Here is a 16,092-nt window from a genome sequence, read left to right on the forward strand (position 1 = left end):
ACGGACAGTGGGCCCCCTCGGCACGAGGAGGCCCACTGATCGGTGGTGAATCAGGCTGCGCCGCTTGAGCTTGCGCCCGAGCCTGACGAGGATGACGCTCCGCCGGACTTGCCCGCAGTGTGCTTGCCTGCCTTGGCGCTCTTGCCGCTGAGCCCCTCAGTGGCCTTCTTCAGCCCGTCGGTGACGTTCTTGACGGATCCCTGAATGCCCTCGCGGACCTGTTTGGCCGACGCGGACCGCTTGGTCGACACGGCCTTGCCGGGCTCTGCCTTGAGGCTGTCCTTCACCACCGGCGTGGTGACACTGGACGATGGACTCGTCGCAGCGGCGGAAACGTCGGCGGCAGTTTCGGTTTCGGCGGGTGCAGCCTCAACCGGGGTGGCGTCAGGTGCCGGTGAAACGGCGGCAGCCTTCGGGCTGACATCCAGTGTCACGACCTTCGCCGCAGACCTCAGAGGCGTGTCCGCGACCGTGCGCGCCTCCTCGAGCGCCGGCGGAGTTATTGCGGCAGCGATCATCTCGCGGGCCTGCCGCAGCGTGGTCAGAAGACCGAGGCTGGGGCCGAACACGCCGCCGCCGAGTGCGTCACCGTTGAGGAATGCATCCCCGATCACGGCAGGACCGCTGAGCATCGCGTTGACGACGCCCAGCGGATCGCCCGCCGTGGCAGAGTCAACGATCTCCTGACCGACGTTTCCGGCCACCGTGAACGTCCGGTAAACCACGTTGATCAGTCCGAGGGCGGGCAATGCCACGATCGCCGGGTTGCTCAGCACATTGGCCAGGTTCTGCACCGGCTGCCTGATGGCGTTGATGGCAGGTTCGAGCAACGGAAGAGCGGCGCCTGCGACAGGGGTGAGGAATGCGCTCCAGAGGTTGGACACCGCGCCGTTGATGTTGCCCGCGAGGAGATCGGTGAGAGAGGCCTGCAGCAGGGACGGAATGCTCCACGGGTTCGACGGGTCCAGCGCATTGCCCAGTGCGGTGGCAGAACCCTCCAAGGCGGTGAAGAGCGAACCCGCGGTGGTGAGCTGATTCGTGATCACCTGTAGCAGGACGGGCGCGGGATCGGTCACCTCCTTGCCGATCAGGGCCGATACGTTGGCGATGGTGTTCGCGAACAGATCCGCGTAGGCCTGGATCGGATCGGTTGCTGCCGACAGGTTCACCTCAGCCGACGAAACCGCTGGAACCGTGATGTCGGGCATCGGCGGAGCGACCGGACTCATCGCGATGGCACTGGCTCCGAACAACGCGACGCCAGCGGCGAGATAGGGACGAGCTGCGACTTGCATTGCTTCTCCTCTAGATGGATCCAATCCCCGACGACGCTGAAGCTACCTGAGAGTAACTTTACAAATTCGCGATTTTGAAAAGTTGCCGCCGCACGGTCCACGGCGGCTAACGAGGTCATGAGCAACGTCAACTAGCTGCTAGAGCACGGTGATTAGATGATCTTGAAATTGAATCGAGTCGCAACCCGGCGATGTCGTCGGCAGCTGTGGTCAACGGTCGTTGAATATATCTGGTTCGCTGATTCTGCTGCGTGGTGGTGAAAGTCAGGCGAAACACCGCTCATATTTTTGATCTTGCTATTTGCGTAGTCGGCCGTTCCACGCGCAAAATGACGGCCGTCTCCCGGGCTCTCGCGCAGGACCGGGGCCGGCAGCCTCACACGCTGCAGACCCTCTGCTGAGTTCGCCACGTCATTGCTGGGGCAATCAAAAGTCGGAGGTCGTCACTTTGCGTCGATGCGGGTCTGGGGCACCGCTGCGGCATGGACATCTGAGTGGAGGCTGAGAATCTCCAAAGAAGCGGAAGGCCCTCGCCATCGTGTCGATGGAGAGGGCCTTCCGGTGTTGCTGCGGGCTACTTGTCGGAGCTCTTGTCGGAGCTCTTGGCGGAGTCGCTGGAGGACCCGGCCTTCTTTTCCGCGCTCTTCTTGGGGCCTGCCTTGTCCTTCTTCAGGCCGTCGGTCAGCTTCTTGACGGCCGACTTGACCTGGGTGCGGACGGACTTGGCGGAGTCCGCCTTCGGCTGTCCCTTGGCAGCCTTCGGCGCCTTGGTCGACACCTTGGTGACGGCGGGGGTCGTGTCGTCGCCGGCAGCGGCGTCCGAGGCGTCGGCCTTCGGTGCAACCGCGCCATCAGTGGCACCAGAGGCGTTGTCCGCTTTGGTAACTGGAGCGGCTTCCGGTTGCTCCGCCTTCAGCGTCGAGACTTCGATCGCCGCGGGTGCCGGGGCGACCAGTGCCTTGGTGGTGAGGACCTCGGTCGGAGGGGTGAACGGCTTGGGCTTGATCTGCTTGAGGGCGTTCACGAAGGAGTCCTCGATGTAGTTGCCCATGGAGATCGTCGCGTCGGTTTGGAAGACCACGCTTGTGGCGAAGTCGGCGATGCTGTGTTGGACGGCGTTGATCATCTTGACCGGATCGCCGGTAGCGACGGCATTCGCCACATCCTGAGCTCCGACGAGAGCCTGCTTCAGAATGGCTCGCGGCTGACCGTCGAGGTCGTACCCGACGCCGATTGTGGAAGCGGCCAGTCCGATGACTGCGCCGAGTGCGGCCTCGGACGTGGCATCGATGAGGGGCTGCGGAATGTTGAGCACATGCCCGATGGCGTTGATCTCCGGGGTCACCCCAAATATCAAAATGTTGATGATGGGTTGCATCCCATCCTGCACCAGGCCGTCGAGGGCGCCGCCGGCGTCACCGGCGGCGATCTTCGCGAACGCGGCCTCCAGCCCGGCGGGCAGGCCGGCGGCCAAGTCACCGAGAGCTTCACTGATCGCGGTCCCGGCCGCAGACGTGGTTTCGCCGAGCGCGGCAAGATTCGGTCCGAAGTTCTGGGCCGCGATGACTCCGCCGGCGAGAACCTGGGCGATCTGCCAAGCCGGGGGCGTGCTCATGAACGCCTGGTAGCCGCCGACCGCGTTGTCGATGAGCTGGAGCGGGATCGGGGCCGGATTGGTGGTCTGGCGTTCGATGATGTTGCTGATCATTGTCTGCGTGGCGGCCGCCACCGGCTCGAAGACAGTCAGTGGGTTGTCCACGGCGGCGGTCAGGGCGACGGGTACATGCACCGGGGGGGCGGACGGAGCCATCGGACTGACTGCGATGGCGCTGGCACCCACGAGTGCCACGCCCGCGGCCAGGTATGACCGGGAAGCGAATTGCATTGGATCTCCTTACGGGAGCGTAACTAACGTCGGCGCAGAAGTTACCTCACAGTAAGTTCGGTTGTCTGCAAATTTTCTTAACCAATTTTCAGCTCATCGGAACCCGTGTGCCGTCCCGCAAATGAACGCTGGGTATCTGGGATATTGCTGGTAGTCCCTATTTCCCGAGGTCGCGTCCCATGGTTGCGATACCCGGTGTAGCGATATTGCGGCGAATGTGGTGCCATCTACAGCAAACTTATGACAGGGCCTGCCTACTGATTGCCAGCGAAGCATTCGACGGTGGGCGCGGCTAGGTTACCCAGCGGTAATGTCGCCTGGACGTCGGCTGTGAAGTTAGCGCGCACACAGTGGACATTCCAGTGTGATCTGTAAAACGCAGGCGGTCTCCATGTGACGCCGGACGCTAATGGGACCACCGGTCTCGGTATTCGCAGCGTGCTTGCGTCGGCAACTAAGTGGCAGTCTCAGTCAGTTTCAAGAACGACGGATTTCGTTGCGAGGTTTGCCCGGTCTGGTTAGTCGACCATTACGTTGTGGCGCCGCTGGACGAGCGATTGGAGTCCGTGTGCGGCCAGCGCCGCCGCGAGGAAGGGCAGCAGTACCCAGTACGGCGGCCGCGCCAGTTCCCACACGAACAGTGCAGCCCAGATCGGCGCGCGCTGTGTCACTGCGAGCACTCCGGCGGCACAGGTCAATGACACGGCGGCAACGCTCACCGTCTGTTCGGTCCAGGTGTTGATCGTGAGGGCGATCAGGGAACCGAGGGCGGCGCCGGTCGCCAACGCCGGCGTGAGCATGCCGCCCACCGCGCCGGCGCGCAGAAAGACCGCCGTCAGGATCGGCTTCAGCAGCAGTATCGCCGCCGCCGCGCCTACCGTCAGGGCACTGTTCAGGCTGACCGTGAGGATGCTCTTGCCGTTGCCCGGCAGCTCCGGCAACCACACCGAACCCAGGCCCACCAGCAGACCCGCCGCGGCAACGCCGGGAATGACGAGCCACGACGTGACCGGAACAGCGGGCCGCGCCATGGCCATGATCCGGTTGAACGCCGCCCCCACCGCGAATGCCAGCGGCGCCAGCACCAAGGCGAAGGCCGTGAGTAGATACGACAGTTCGGGTTGCGGCCAATCGAGCGGCGCCCGCACATGTGTCACCGGTGAAGCCACCGCGACGGCGAGCGCCGAGGTGATCAATGCGGCGCCGACGGCTCGCGGGTGCCACGTGTGCATCATGATCCGGATCGCGAACAACGCTCCGCCGACCGGGACGCTGTACACCGCTCCGAGTCCGGCACCCGCTGCGCAGGCGAGCAGAATCTCGCGGTCACGAGGCGTCAGCGCCCACCGTGAAGTTCCGACGTCACCGAGCACCGCGGCAACCTGACGGGGCGCGCCCTCGCGGCCCAGGGACGCACCTGCGCCGACGATCAGAACCTGCAGCGCGGCATCGAGCGTCATCGCAACCCGAGGGATGGGCCGGTGATCGGCGATGGTCGAGGCCAGTCCGGGGACCGCGTAATGCTTGCGCAGGATCCACCAGCCGAACCCGGCCAATGCCCCACCGATCGTCGGTCCGACCGTTCGTCGCACCGGACTGCTGCCGGTGACACCGTCGAGCAGCGAACCGAACGTGAAGTCATAGGTGAGGTGTTCGACGAAGTGCAGGAGGACCGTCGTCGCCATCCCGGCGAGGCCGGCCAACAACCCGATCACGATGATGCTGCAGCCGAACTCAAGCTCGCGCCGGGTCACTTGAGTGAATGTAGGCGCGGACGTGCGGCGGTGCGCGTCTTTCTGCGCGGCCAACGGTGCCTCGCTATCGTCGATCACGATGCCCAGCGAAATGCCCCGCCTCTTGTTCGTTCATGCCCATCCGGACGACGAAACCCTCACCACCGGCGCCACGATCGCGCACTATGCGGCGTGCGGTGCCGACGTCCGTGTGGTGACGTGCACCCTCGGAGAGGAAGGAGAGGTCATCGGCGACCGCTACGGCCGGCTGGCCGCCGACTACGCCGATCAACTCGGTGGATACCGGATCGGCGAGCTGACCGAGGCCCTGAGCGCGCTCGGCATCGGCGCACCGCAGTTTCTCGGCGGCCCGGGTCGATGGCGGGACTCGGGCATGGAGGGTTCACCCGCACGCAAGCAACAGCGCTTCATCGACGCCGACTTCGACGAAGCGGTAAGCGAACTCGTTCGGATCATCGACGACCAGCGACCGCACGTCGTCGTCACCTATGACCCCGACGGCGGGTATGGACACCCCGACCACAAACAGGCCCACCGCGTCACCACCGCGGCCGTCGCGGCAGCCGGATGGACCGTGCCCAAGTTCTATTGGACGGTCATGGCCAGCACCGCGATGCGGGCCGGCCTCCAGAGCCTGCACGACGTGCCAGAGGAGTGGATCCGGATCGATGTCGGGGATGTTCCCTTCGGGTACGCCGACGACCAGATCGATGCCGTCATCGACGCGACGGCCCAGTTGCCCGCCAAGGTCGCGGCGATGCGCGCACACGCGACGCAGGTCACCGTCGCTGCCGATGGGGGTGGATTCGCGCTGTCCAACAACCTCGCCCTGCCGCTGCTCGGTGAGGAGCACTACGTGCTGGTGTCGGGTAATGCGGGGGAGCGGGACGAGCGTGGATGGGAAACCGACCTGCTGGCCGGACTGAATCTGCAATAGCCAAAACCGGACGAGGTAAGCTCGCCACTCAGAAGCGTCGAAGGGACATTCATGGACCCCGATCTGGATCCGAATCTGCAGCACTGGCAGGACCGTTTTGACAACTACCAGTGGGTAGTGGGCTCGATGGTCGGACTGCTCGACAGCATTCCCACCTGACCCCGCCCTCGGACCTTGTGCTGGGCCGTATCGTCCTGGCACTGCTCGCGGTTGACGGCATCATCTCCGCCGTCGTAGGCGCACTTCTGTTGCCTACATATATCGGACCGGTCCCGTTCCCGGTGAGCGCGCTGGCGGCCGGAGCGGTCAACACCGCGCTCGTTTGGGCGGCCATGCATTGGACCGACTCCATGCGGATGGCGGCGCTGCCACTGTGGACCTGGCTGGCCACCGTCGTCGCGATGACCTTCGGCGGACCGGGCGGAGACCTCATCTTCGCCGGCCCAGGACTGATGGCCTTCAGCTCGCTGATATTCATCGCCGCCGGTGCGCTACCACCGGTGGCGATGCTGCGATGGCGGCACCGCCGCTGAGCTACTTCTTGCTGTCCTTGTTCGACTTGCCCTTGTTGTCGGAGCTCTTGGACTGCTTGGAAGCCTTCGGCTTCGAATCCGTGGCTGACGCCGTCTTTTCCTTCTTTGCCTTCGGCTTCGGCGCGACGTTCTTGACGGCGGTCCGCACCGCGTCACGAGTGTCGTCGCCGACCTTCTTCGCGGCATCGACCGCACCCTGGACCCGGGTCTGAACCCGCGACTGCACGTCTGTCGCCTTGTCGGCTGTCTTGGTCTCGATGTTGCGGTTGACGACCGGACTCGTCAGCTTCGGCGTCGTGCCCTTCGCCTGATCAACCGGGTCCTGCAGCGACGCGCGCACCGACGTCGGAACGTCCGTCACCTCGTCGGTGTTCGTCTCGGTCGCCGCGAATCCGGGCGTGAAGTAGTTGATCTGGTCGTCGACGTAGTTGCCCACGGCGTTGAGCGCGTTGCTGCCGTGCGAGCTGAAGCTGTTGCCGACGAAGCGGGCTTCGGTGCCTGCGGCCTCGAGTAGCCCCTGGCCGTCCTTCAACACATCGTTGAGGTAGCGGTCCGGTACCTGGATCAGGTCGGTGGTCAGGCCGATGCCCTGGCTCGACAACGCACTGACCAGGTCGTAGTTGATGTCGAGCTGCCGGCTGAGGAAGTTCAGGCGCAACGAATCGAGCACATTGTCAGCCCCGTTGACCGCGAAGCTGGTCGCGTTGTGCACGACGTCGTAGGCGCCGTTGATGGTGTTCACCGCGGCATCGGTCACGAAATCCGCGGGTGGCAACACGACATCGCCGACGAGTCCGCGCAGGCCGGGGAAGAGGGCCCCGGGTGCGGCCAGTCCGGCCGACAGGCCCTGGGTAGCGGCCAAGGTGTTGAAGGGCCAGCCCGGCGGCGGGCCGGGCAACGGGGGGAAGACCCAACCGAAGAAGTAGTTGAACTCCTGAACGCCGAAGTCGACGCCGGCATTGATCGCGGCGCCGACCGTGTCGACGAAGCCGTTCCACCACACACCGAGGTTCAGCGGATCATTGACGACCGGAACCAGCCAGTTGTAGAAGTAGCCGTCGGCGATCGGCCTGATCAGGTCGTAGTAGAAGATATCGATCTGGGCGCCGATCAATCCGGCGAAGGGCACTCCCCAGCCGCCCACCCAGTAGGCGAGGTCGGACGCGTAGTTCACGCCCCAGTCGACCCAGCTCTGGATGCCTTGGTAGGCCCAGATCAGGCCGTCACTGGCCGCATTCTGGACGCTGACGTCACCGGTCGTCGCGGCGGCAGGAGCCACTCCCAGCGCGGGGGCGCCGGGCTGGGTGGGCACCTTGGGCGCTACCGCGGCGGTCATCCGGCTCGCGGCGGCCAGCAGATCGACCATCGCCTGCGTCAGCTGCGGCTCGGTCGATGTCGGGTGCGCAGGGACGGCGATGTCAGCCGGGGCCGCTTGTACCGGGGCGAGTGCGATGGCCGTGGCGGTGGCTGCGGCGGCTCCCGCCACGAGATACGAACGAACACTTGCAGACATCACGACTCCTCCGGTATCCCCTTCCCGACGGAATTAACTTACGTGGTCGACGACCCGTTCGTCGCTCCTTTAAGTTGTGTGTCCAGTAAGGGCCTCGCATTGCGGTGACATGCACGGTCTACTGTGGCCGGTATGTCGGGCGCATCGGTTTCAGAATGTGAGACGCGTGGATGATCGTGCACAACGGCGGGGTTACACGGAAGTGGCTCTGAACTCCCAGCACGGCGCCGATCTGCCCACTCCGGCCGTCCCACCGGTATCCCCGGTGCCCAGCGCGTCTACTACATCGGGGGCCTTACGGCGGGTGCTGCGGAGGGCCCGCGACGGCGTGACCCTCAACGTCGACGAGGCTGCCATCGCGATGACGGCCCGGGGCGAGGATCTGGCCGATCTGTGTGCCAGCGCCGCCCGGGTCCGCGACGCGGGCCTGGAATCGGCGGGACGGCGCGGGGCCAATGGCCGGCTCCCGGTCACTTACTCGCGCAAGGTCTTCATCCCTGTCACGCACCTGTGCCGCGACACGTGCCATTACTGCACCTTCGTGACCGTGCCCGGCAAGCTGCGCGCCCAGGGCATGGGCATGTACATGGAGCCCGACGAGATTCTCGACGTAGCTCGCCGCGGTGCCGAGTTGGGCTGCAAGGAGGCGTTGTTCACCTTGGGGGACCGCCCCGAGGATCGCTGGGACGAGGCGCGGCAGTGGCTCGACGAGCGCGGCTACGACTCCACGCTGGACTACGTCCGGGCTATGGCCATTCGCGTGCTCGAGGAGACCGGCCTGCTGCCGCATCTGAATCCGGGCGTGATGAGCTGGTCGGAGCTGTCTCGCCTGAAGCCCGTCGCCCCGTCGATGGGCATGATGCTGGAGACCACGTCCCGGCGCCTGTTCGAGAACAAGGGCGAGGCCCATTACGGCAGCCCCGACAAGGATCCGGCGGTGCGGCTGCGCACCCTGGACGACGCCGGCCGGCTGTCCGTCCCCTTCACCACCGGCCTGCTGGTCGGCATCGGCGAGACCCTGACCGAGCGTGCCGAGACCATGCACGCAATCCGCAAGTCCCACAAAGAGTTCGGGCACGTTCAGGAAGTGATCGTGCAGAACTTCCGGGCAAAGGATCACACCGCGATGGCGTCGACACCCGATGCCGGTATCGACGACTTCATCGCGACGATCGCGGTGACGCGCCTGGTGTTGGGCCCGAAGATGCGCATCCAGGCGCCGCCGAACCTGGTGTCCCGCGATGAATGCCTGGCGCTCATCGGTGCCGGCGTCGACGACTGGGGCGGCGTGTCACCGCTGACCCCCGATCACGTCAACCCCGAACGGCCCTGGCCCGCCCTGGACGATCTGGCCGGCGTCACCTCCGCCGCCGGTTACGACCTGGTGCAGCGGCTCACCGCGCAACCGCAGTACGTGCAGGCCGGCGCGGCCTGGATCGATCCACGCGTGCGCGGGCACGTCGATGCGCTGGCTGATCCCGACACCGGATTCGCCCTTGACGTCAATCCGGTCGGCCGCCCATGGCAGGAGCCTGACGAAGCATCAGAGTCCTTGGGCCGGACCGATCTGCACTCCGCGATCGACTCCGAAGGCAGGCTCACCGAGACCCGCAGCGACCTGGACAGCGCGTTCGGCGACTGGGAGTCGATCCGCGCCAAGGTGCACGAGCTGGCCGCCCGCGCCCCCGAACGCGTCGACACCGATGTACTGGCCGCCTTGCGGTCGGCCGAGCGCAATCCGGGCGGCTGCAGCGACGACGAGTACCTCGCACTGGCCACCGCGGATGGTCCGGCGCTGGAAGCCGTTACCGCACTGGCAGATTCGCTGCGCCGCGATGTCGTCGGCGATGACGTCACCTACGTCGTCAACCGCAACATCAACTTCACCAACATCTGCTACACCGGCTGCCGGTTCTGCGCCTTCGCGCAGCGCAAGGGCGACGCCGACGCCTACTCGCTGTCCACCGGCGAGGTGGCCGACCGAGCCTGGGAGGCGCACGTCGCCGGTGCCACCGAAGTCTGCATGCAGGGCGGCATCGACCCCGAATTGCCGGTGACCGGCTATGCCGATCTGGTGCGAGCCGTCAAGGCGCGCGTGCCGTCGATGCACGTGCACGCGTTCTCGCCCATGGAGATCGCCAACGGCGTCACCCGCAGCGGCTTGTCGGTGCGGGAATGGCTGACCTCGCTGCGCGAGGCGGGGCTGGGGTCGATTCCCGGCACGGCCGCCGAGATCCTCGACGACGAGGTGCGCTGGGTCCTGACCAAGGGCAAGCTGCCGACCTCGGAGTGGATCAACGTCGTGACGACCGCGCACGAGGTGGGTCTGCGCTCGTCGTCGACGATGATGTACGGCCACGTCGACACTCCCAAGCACTGGGTCGGCCACCTCAATGTGCTCCGCGGCATCCAGGACCAGACCGGTGGATTCACCGAGTTCGTGCCGTTGCCGTTCGTGCACCAGTCCTCGCCGCTGTACCTGGCCGGCGGTTCCCGTCCCGGGCCGACACACCGCGACAATCGGGCGGTGCACGCACTGGCCCGGATCATGCTGCACGGTCGGATCCCGTCGATTCAGACGTCGTGGGTGAAGCTCGGCATCGAACGCACCCAGGTGATGCTGCGTGGCGGTGCGAACGATCTGGGCGGCACTTTGATGGAGGAGACCATCTCCCGGATGGCCGGCTCCGAGAACGGGTCGGCCAAGACGGTGGCCGAACTCGTCGCGATCGCCGAGGGGATCGGCCGCCCCGCCCGTCAACGCACCACGGATTATTCGCCGCTCGCTGCCTGATTGCACCGCGAGCGTGCGTGTCTGTAGGTGGGCGCGCCGCTGAACGTCAACATTTTCCCACGCACGTGCACGCTCGCGCTTGCCTGAGCGTGCCCGAACTGCGGGGGATTTTGTGGCGTGCCGGGCAGCAGACACGCACGCTCGGCGAGAAAAGACAGAAGAATTCTGAAATTCGGGAATGGAATCGGACTGCAGTCCGGTTGTCTCCAGTGAAGGTGCCGGATCGACCGGGCCGGACAACCCAAGGAGACACCATGACCGCAGCAGTAGCCACCGACCTGACCGCAGGCACCTGGGCCATCGACCCGGTGCACTCATCGATCAACTTCTCGGTCCGTCACCTCATGGTGAGCAAGGTTCGCGGCAGCTTTGAGACGTTCAGCGGCGCCGTCACCGTCGCAGAGGACGGCACCCCGTCGGTCAGTGCCACCATCGACGTCAACTCCATCGACACCCGCAACGAGCAGCGTGACGCGCACGTGCGCTCCGCAGACTTCTTCGACGCCGACAACCACCCGACCGCTACTTTCGTCTCCACCGGCGTGCGGCCTGATGGGGACGACTACATCGTCGACGGCGACTTCACCCTCAAGGGTGTGACCAAGCCGGTTTCCCTCAAGCTCGAGTACAACGGCGTGAACCCCGGCATGGGCCAGGGCGCAGTCGCCGGCTTCGAGGCCTCGGTCGTGCTGAACCGCAAGGACTTCGGTATCGACATCGACATGCCCTTGGAGACCGGCGGCACCGTCGTCGGCGACAAGGTCACCATCACGCTCGAAATCGAAGCTCTCAAACAGGCCTGATCTGCTGATCGACCCGCCTTGTCACGCTGGAGTGGCTCTCGGACGCGAGAGCCACTCCAGCGTGACGTTGGTGGGAATCGTCGCGTACTGGTGAGCCCCAGTTTTCACAAACGAATCTTGTATAAACTGCAAAATGTGACCGCGTCAGGGCAGAACGGGCCGTTGGGCTCGCCGGGCGGGGCAGCCAACGCGCCCCGTGGACGACGCCGCGACGTCCTGGCGGTGTTGCGCGACGCTGATGCACCGATGAGCATCGCGGCCATCGCAGAACAACTCGATGTGCACCCGAACACCGTGCGATTCCACCTCGACGCCCTGCTCGAGCAGGAACAGGTCCGCCGCGTCGCCGGGGCGCATGACAAGCCCGGGCGCCCACCGCAGCTGTTCGCCGCCGTTGGGGGCATGGACCCCGGCGGTCCGCGGCACTACCGGTTGCTCGCGGAGGCATTGGCCGAATCGGTCGCGGCGGAGGCGGTGCCGGGTGCGGACACCAGTGCAGCGGGGCGCAGGATGGGTGCGCGGTTGGCGGCTGACCGATCGGATGCGGCCGACCGAACCGCGGTGGAGAAGTTGACGGGCCTGTTGGACGACCTCGGCTTCGCCCCCGAGTCCGATGCCGCAGGCAACGAAATCACGTTGCGGCACTGTCCATTTCTGGAGATTGCGCGGGAGCGGCCAGAGGTGATCTGCCCGATCCATCTCGGACTGATGCAGGGTGCGATGACGGCCTGGGATGCGCCGGTCACGGTCGACCGCTTGCGACCGTTCGTGGAATCCGACCGGTGCGTCGCGCAACTGAGCGGCTGAACAGCTCCTAGATGTACCTAGAGCGCGGCGGCCAGCTCAGTGCCCTGTTTGATCGCACGTTTCGCATCGAGTTCGCTTGCCACGGCAGCGCCTCCGATGATGTGGGGCTCGATCCCGTTGCGCCGCAGGTCCACTTCGAGATCGCGCACAGATTCCTGCCCGGCGCAGATCACCACGTTGTCGACCGGGAGCACCCGCCGGTCTCGACGCTCGGATCCGAAGCTGATGTGCAGACCGTCATCGTCGATGAGCTCGTAGTTCACCCCGGAAAGCTGATGGACCCCTTTGGCTTTCAGTGACGCCCGATGCACCCAGCCGCTGGTCTTGCCGAGGTTTCGGCCTTGTGGGCCTTTGGTGCGCTGCAGCAGATACACCTCGCGGACGGCGGGCGCCGGCAGCGCAGTGGTGAGTGCGCCGCGTGCCTCCTGGGGGTCGGCCACACCCCACTCGGCCTTCCACTCCTTGAGGTTCAGTGTCGGCGATTGGTCGGTCGTCAGGAATTCGCTGACATCAAAGCCGATTCCGCCGGCGCCGATCACCGCCACCGACTTGCCCACGGGCGCTCCGGTGATGGCCTGGGCGTAGGTGAGAACCTTCGGATGATCGATGCCGGGAATTGAGGGAAGCCGCGGCATCACCCCGCTGGCGAGCACCACGTCGTCGAAGCCGGCCAGGTCGTCGACCCCGGCTCGAGTCTCCAGGCGCACGTCGACCTCGAACTTGTCGAGCATCGTCGTGTAGTAGCGGATGGTTTCGTTGAACTCTTCCTTGCCGGGAATCCTTCTGGCCAGGTCGAATTGGCCACCGATCGCCGATCCCGCCTCGAACAGCGTGACCCGGTGGCCACGCTGGGCGGCGTTGACCGCTGCGGACAGCCCGGCTGGGCCGGCCCCGACGACGGCCACGGAACGGGCCCGACGTGTCGGGCTGAGCACCAGCGACGTCTCCCGCCCGGCCCTGGGGTTCAGCAGGCACGAAACCTTCTTGTGGACAAAGGCATGGTCGAGGCAGGCCTGATTGCAGGCGATGCAGGTGTTGATCTCATCGGCACGCTCTTCGGCCGCCTTGAGTACCCAGTCCGGATCGCTGAGCAGGGGCCGTGCCATCGAGATCAACTGCACGTGCGTCTCGGCCAGGATCTGTTCGGCGGGTTGCGGCATGTTGATCCGGTTGGATGCGACCACCGGGATGGAGACGTGCTCGGCCACGGCACTGCTGACGTCGACGAACGCGCTGTTGGGTACCGAGGTGACGATCGTCGGTATCCGGGCCTCGTGCCAGCCGAAGCCCGAGTTCAGGATCGTCGCTCCGGCAGCCTCGACTTCCTTTGCCAGGGCCACGATTTCGTCCCACGTCTGTCCGTCCTCGACGTAGTCGGCCAGCGACATGCGGTAGCAGATGATGAAATCGGTGCCCACCGCCTCACGCACCTTTCGCACGATCTCGACCGGGAAGCGGCGACGTTTCTCCGGGGTGCCACCCCATGCGTCGGTGCGTTTGTTGGTGCGTGGGGCCAGGAACTGGTTGAGCAGGTAGCCCTCGCTGCCCATGATCTCGACGCCGTCATACCCGGCCTCGCGGGCCAGTAGAGCGCAACGGACGAAATCGTCGATGGTGCCTTGGACATCGCGCAGCGCCCGCGGCCGGAAGGGGTTGATGGGGGCCTTGATCGCGGACGCGCTCACCGAAAGTGGGTGGTAGGCATAGCGTCCGGCGTGCAGGATCTGCAGCAGGATCTTGCCGTCCGCGTCGTGCACCGCGCCGGTGATTCGGCGATGACGCCGCGCTTCCGAGGACGACACCAGTTGTGAGGCGAACGGCAGCAGCCAGCCGGTCTTGTTCGGTGCGTAGCCGCCGGTGATGATCAGCCCGACACCGCCGCGGGCGCGCTCGGCGAAGTACTCGGCCAGCTTGGCGGTGTCAGCGGCGCGATCCTCGAGGCCGGTGTGCATCGAGCCCATCACCACGCGGTTGCGCAGCGTGGTGAAGCCGAGGTCCAACGGCGACAACAGGTGCGGATAGGTCAACCCCATGTCCGCAGAGTAGGTGGGACCGACGGTCCTAGGCAACTAATTGACTGATATAGGGCGACTCGAAAGATTCGGTCGGGCGGGATAGGCGGGGTGTATCTGCAACGTTTAGTATCAGTTACTACGCGCGCCACCCTTGACCGGATGGCGCGTGAAGTTAGGGCACACTGAGACGAGCGTCCAAGTATGGGCAACGCATACTGTGACGTCGAACTCATCAGAGTCCCGACCACCGAGCCCAGCAGCCCACTGGACAGGAGAGACATCAGTGACGTACGTCATTGCCGAACCCTGCGTCGACGTCAAAGACAAGGCATGTATCGAAGAATGCCCGGTCGATTGCATTTACGAGGGTGCACGCATGCTGTACATCCACCCCGACGAGTGTGTGGACTGCGGCGCGTGTGAACCGGTCTGCCCGGTCGAGGCCATCTACTACGAAGATGACGTCCCGGACCAGTGGAGCAGCTACACGCAGGTCAATGCGGACTTCTTCGACGAGCTGGGTTCGCCCGGCGGCGCCTCCAAAGTCGGCCAGACCGACAACGATCCGCAGGCGATCAAGGACCTTCCGGCCAAGGCCGAGGACTGAGCACAGTCGAATCCGGCTTCGAGACTGACGTGGTGCGACAGCGTCGTTCGGCGGCACTGCCAGAGTTCCCGTGGGACACCCTGGCCGACGTCACGGCTCTGGCCAGATCGCACCCCGACGGAATCGTCGACCTTTCGGTAGGTACTCCGGTAGACCCGGTGGCGCCGGTGATCCGGGACGCGCTGGCCGCCGCCAGTTCCGCCCCGGGTTATCCGACGACGGCGGGAACCCCGGCACTGCGCGCCTCAGCCGAAGCCGCGCTGCGACGCCGGTACGGCATCAGCGACCTGGCGCCGGATGCGGTGCTGCCGGTGATCGGCACCAAGGAGCTGATCGCCTGGCTGCCGACGCTGCTGGCGATCGGCCCCGGCGATGCCGTCGTCGTCCCCGAGCTGGCCTACCCGACCTATGAGGTCGGTGCTCTGCTGGCCGGGGCGCAGGTGCTGCGCGCCGATTCACTGACCCAGCTGGGTCCGCAGCGTCCGGCGCTGATCTATCTCAACTCGCCCAGTAATCCCACCGGGAAGGTGCTCCCGCTGGACCACCTGCGCAAGGTGGTGTCCTGGGCTCGCGACCGCGGCGTGCTCATCGCCTCCGACGAGTGCTACTTGGGCCTGAGCTGGGAAGCCGAACCGCTCAGCGTCCTGCATCCGTCGGTCTGCGACGGTGACCACACCGGTCTGCTGGCCGTGCATTCGTTGTCCAAGACCTCCTCGCTGGCCGGCTACCGCGCGGGCTTCGTCGCCGGTGACCCAGCCGTGGTCGCCGAACTGCTCGCGGTTCGCAAGCACGCGGGGATGATGGTGCCGACGCCGGTGCAGGCCGCGATGGTGGCCGCACTCGACGACGACGAGCACGAAGCCGTACAACGCGAGCGGTACGCGCAGCGTCGGGCGGTTCTCCTGCCGGCACTGCAGGCGGCCGGGTTCACCATCGAGCATTCCGAAGCCGGCCTGTACCTGTGGGCCACCCGCGGTGAGGCCTGCCGAGACACGGTCAGGTGGTTGGCCGAGCGCGGGATCCTTGTCGCGCCGGGCGAGTTCTACGGTCCGGCCGGAGCGCAGCACGTGCGGGTGGCGTTGACCTCGACGGACGAACGTATCGCCGCTGCCGTCGCGCGGTTGTCCTGATCCCCACACCCAACTAACC

The 16,092-nt window shown here is 65.7% G+C and carries 12 protein-coding genes; 7 read left to right on the forward strand and 5 right to left on the reverse strand.

Translation table 11 applies throughout. The features are described 5' to 3' along the window. Positions 1 to 50: 50 nt before the first annotated feature. From ACZYZF_RS16895 to ACZYZF_RS16905, 3 genes are all read right to left on the reverse strand, one after another. Positions 51 to 1,295 (reverse strand): hypothetical protein, encoded by a 1,245-nt coding sequence (locus ACZYZF_RS16895; RefSeq protein ID WP_463836326.1) that lies wholly within the window; start codon positions 1,293 to 1,295, stop codon positions 51 to 53. 574 nt (positions 1,296 to 1,869) lie between these two features. Next, entirely contained in the window at positions 1,870 to 3,180 is a 1,311-nt protein-coding gene (locus tag ACZYZF_RS16900; RefSeq protein ID WP_463836327.1) for a hypothetical protein, read from the reverse strand. Positions 3,181 to 3,698: 518 nt separating this feature from the next. Next, on the reverse strand, positions 3,699 to 4,934 hold the full coding sequence (locus tag ACZYZF_RS16905) for a chloride channel protein (RefSeq protein WP_463836328.1): 1,236 nt from the start codon (positions 4,932 to 4,934) through the stop codon (positions 3,699 to 3,701). A gap of 79 nt (positions 4,935 to 5,013) precedes the next feature. Between ACZYZF_RS16905 and mshB the strand changes: the two genes are divergently transcribed. Together mshB and ACZYZF_RS16915 are read left to right on the forward strand one after the other, a co-directional pair. Then, complete coding sequence (mshB, locus tag ACZYZF_RS16910; RefSeq protein WP_463746382.1) at positions 5,014 to 5,871, forward strand: N-acetyl-1-D-myo-inositol-2-amino-2-deoxy-alpha-D-glucopyranoside deacetylase; 858 nt, start codon at positions 5,014 to 5,016, stop codon at positions 5,869 to 5,871. 110 nt (positions 5,872 to 5,981) lie between these two features. Beyond that, positions 5,982 to 6,404, forward strand: coding sequence for a hypothetical protein (locus ACZYZF_RS16915; RefSeq protein ID WP_463746383.1), 423 nt, complete (start codon positions 5,982 to 5,984; stop codon positions 6,402 to 6,404). Position 6,405: 1 nt separating this feature from the next. On the opposite strand, the gene ACZYZF_RS16920 is transcribed toward ACZYZF_RS16915, so the two are convergent. Beyond that, on the reverse strand, positions 6,406 to 7,917 hold the full coding sequence (locus tag ACZYZF_RS16920) for a hypothetical protein (RefSeq protein ID WP_463836329.1): 1,512 nt from the start codon (positions 7,915 to 7,917) through the stop codon (positions 6,406 to 6,408). A 202-nt stretch (positions 7,918 to 8,119) separates the two neighbouring features. On the opposite strand from ACZYZF_RS16920, the gene ACZYZF_RS16925 reads away from it, so the two are divergent. The 3 genes from ACZYZF_RS16925 to ACZYZF_RS16935 all read left to right on the forward strand — a co-directional run bounded on the left by ACZYZF_RS16925 (position 8,120) and on the right by ACZYZF_RS16935 (position 12,321). Then, on the forward strand, positions 8,120 to 10,711 hold the full coding sequence (locus tag ACZYZF_RS16925; RefSeq protein WP_463746578.1) for a bifunctional FO biosynthesis protein CofGH: 2,592 nt from the start codon (positions 8,120 to 8,122) through the stop codon (positions 10,709 to 10,711). 254 nt (positions 10,712 to 10,965) lie between these two features. Further along, positions 10,966 to 11,514 carry a YceI family protein gene (locus ACZYZF_RS16930; protein WP_463746385.1) on the forward strand — a complete coding sequence of 183 codons (549 nt, stop codon included), beginning with the start codon at positions 10,966 to 10,968 and terminating at the stop codon, positions 11,512 to 11,514. 135 nt (positions 11,515 to 11,649) lie between these two features. After that, positions 11,650 to 12,321 (forward strand): helix-turn-helix transcriptional regulator, encoded by a 672-nt coding sequence (locus ACZYZF_RS16935; protein WP_463746386.1) that lies wholly within the window; start codon positions 11,650 to 11,652, stop codon positions 12,319 to 12,321. A 17-nt stretch (positions 12,322 to 12,338) separates the two neighbouring features. Here the strand turns inward: ACZYZF_RS16935 and ACZYZF_RS16940 are convergent, their stop codons facing one another. Continuing rightward, positions 12,339 to 14,354 (reverse strand): FAD-dependent oxidoreductase, encoded by a 2,016-nt coding sequence (locus ACZYZF_RS16940; protein WP_463836330.1) that lies wholly within the window; start codon positions 14,352 to 14,354, stop codon positions 12,339 to 12,341. 265 nt (positions 14,355 to 14,619) lie between these two features. On the opposite strand from ACZYZF_RS16940, the gene fdxA reads away from it, so the two are divergent. Continuing rightward, positions 14,620 to 14,943, forward strand: a complete 324-nt coding sequence (fdxA, locus tag ACZYZF_RS16945) for a ferredoxin (RefSeq protein ID WP_463746388.1) — start codon at positions 14,620 to 14,622, stop codon at positions 14,941 to 14,943. A gap of 29 nt (positions 14,944 to 14,972) precedes the next feature. Then, complete coding sequence (dapC, locus tag ACZYZF_RS16950) at positions 14,973 to 16,073, forward strand: succinyldiaminopimelate transaminase (RefSeq protein WP_463746389.1); 1,101 nt, start codon at positions 14,973 to 14,975, stop codon at positions 16,071 to 16,073. Positions 16,074 to 16,092: the final 19 nt, after the last annotated feature.

Source organism: Mycobacterium sp. IDUB_24, from assembly GCF_055419385.1.

Excerpts from the sequence above, each read along its gene's own strand:
- ACZYZF_RS16895 (WP_463836326.1), bottom strand. The coding sequence starts at position 1,295 with ATGCAAGTCGCAGCTCGTCCCTATCTCGCCGCTGGCGTCGCGTTGTTC.
- ACZYZF_RS16900 (WP_463836327.1), bottom strand. The coding sequence starts at position 3,180 with ATGCAATTCGCTTCCCGGTCATACCTGGCCGCGGGCGTGGCACTCGTG.
- mshB (WP_463746382.1), top strand. The coding sequence starts at position 5,014 with ATGCCCAGCGAAATGCCCCGCCTCTTGTTCGTTCATGCCCATCCGGAC.
- ACZYZF_RS16920 (WP_463836329.1), bottom strand. The coding sequence starts at position 7,917 with ATGTCTGCAAGTGTTCGTTCGTATCTCGTGGCGGGAGCCGCCGCAGCC.
- ACZYZF_RS16930 (WP_463746385.1), top strand. The coding sequence starts at position 10,966 with ATGACCGCAGCAGTAGCCACCGACCTGACCGCAGGCACCTGGGCCATC.
- ACZYZF_RS16940 (WP_463836330.1), bottom strand. The coding sequence starts at position 14,354 with ATGGGGTTGACCTATCCGCACCTGTTGTCGCCGTTGGACCTCGGCTTC.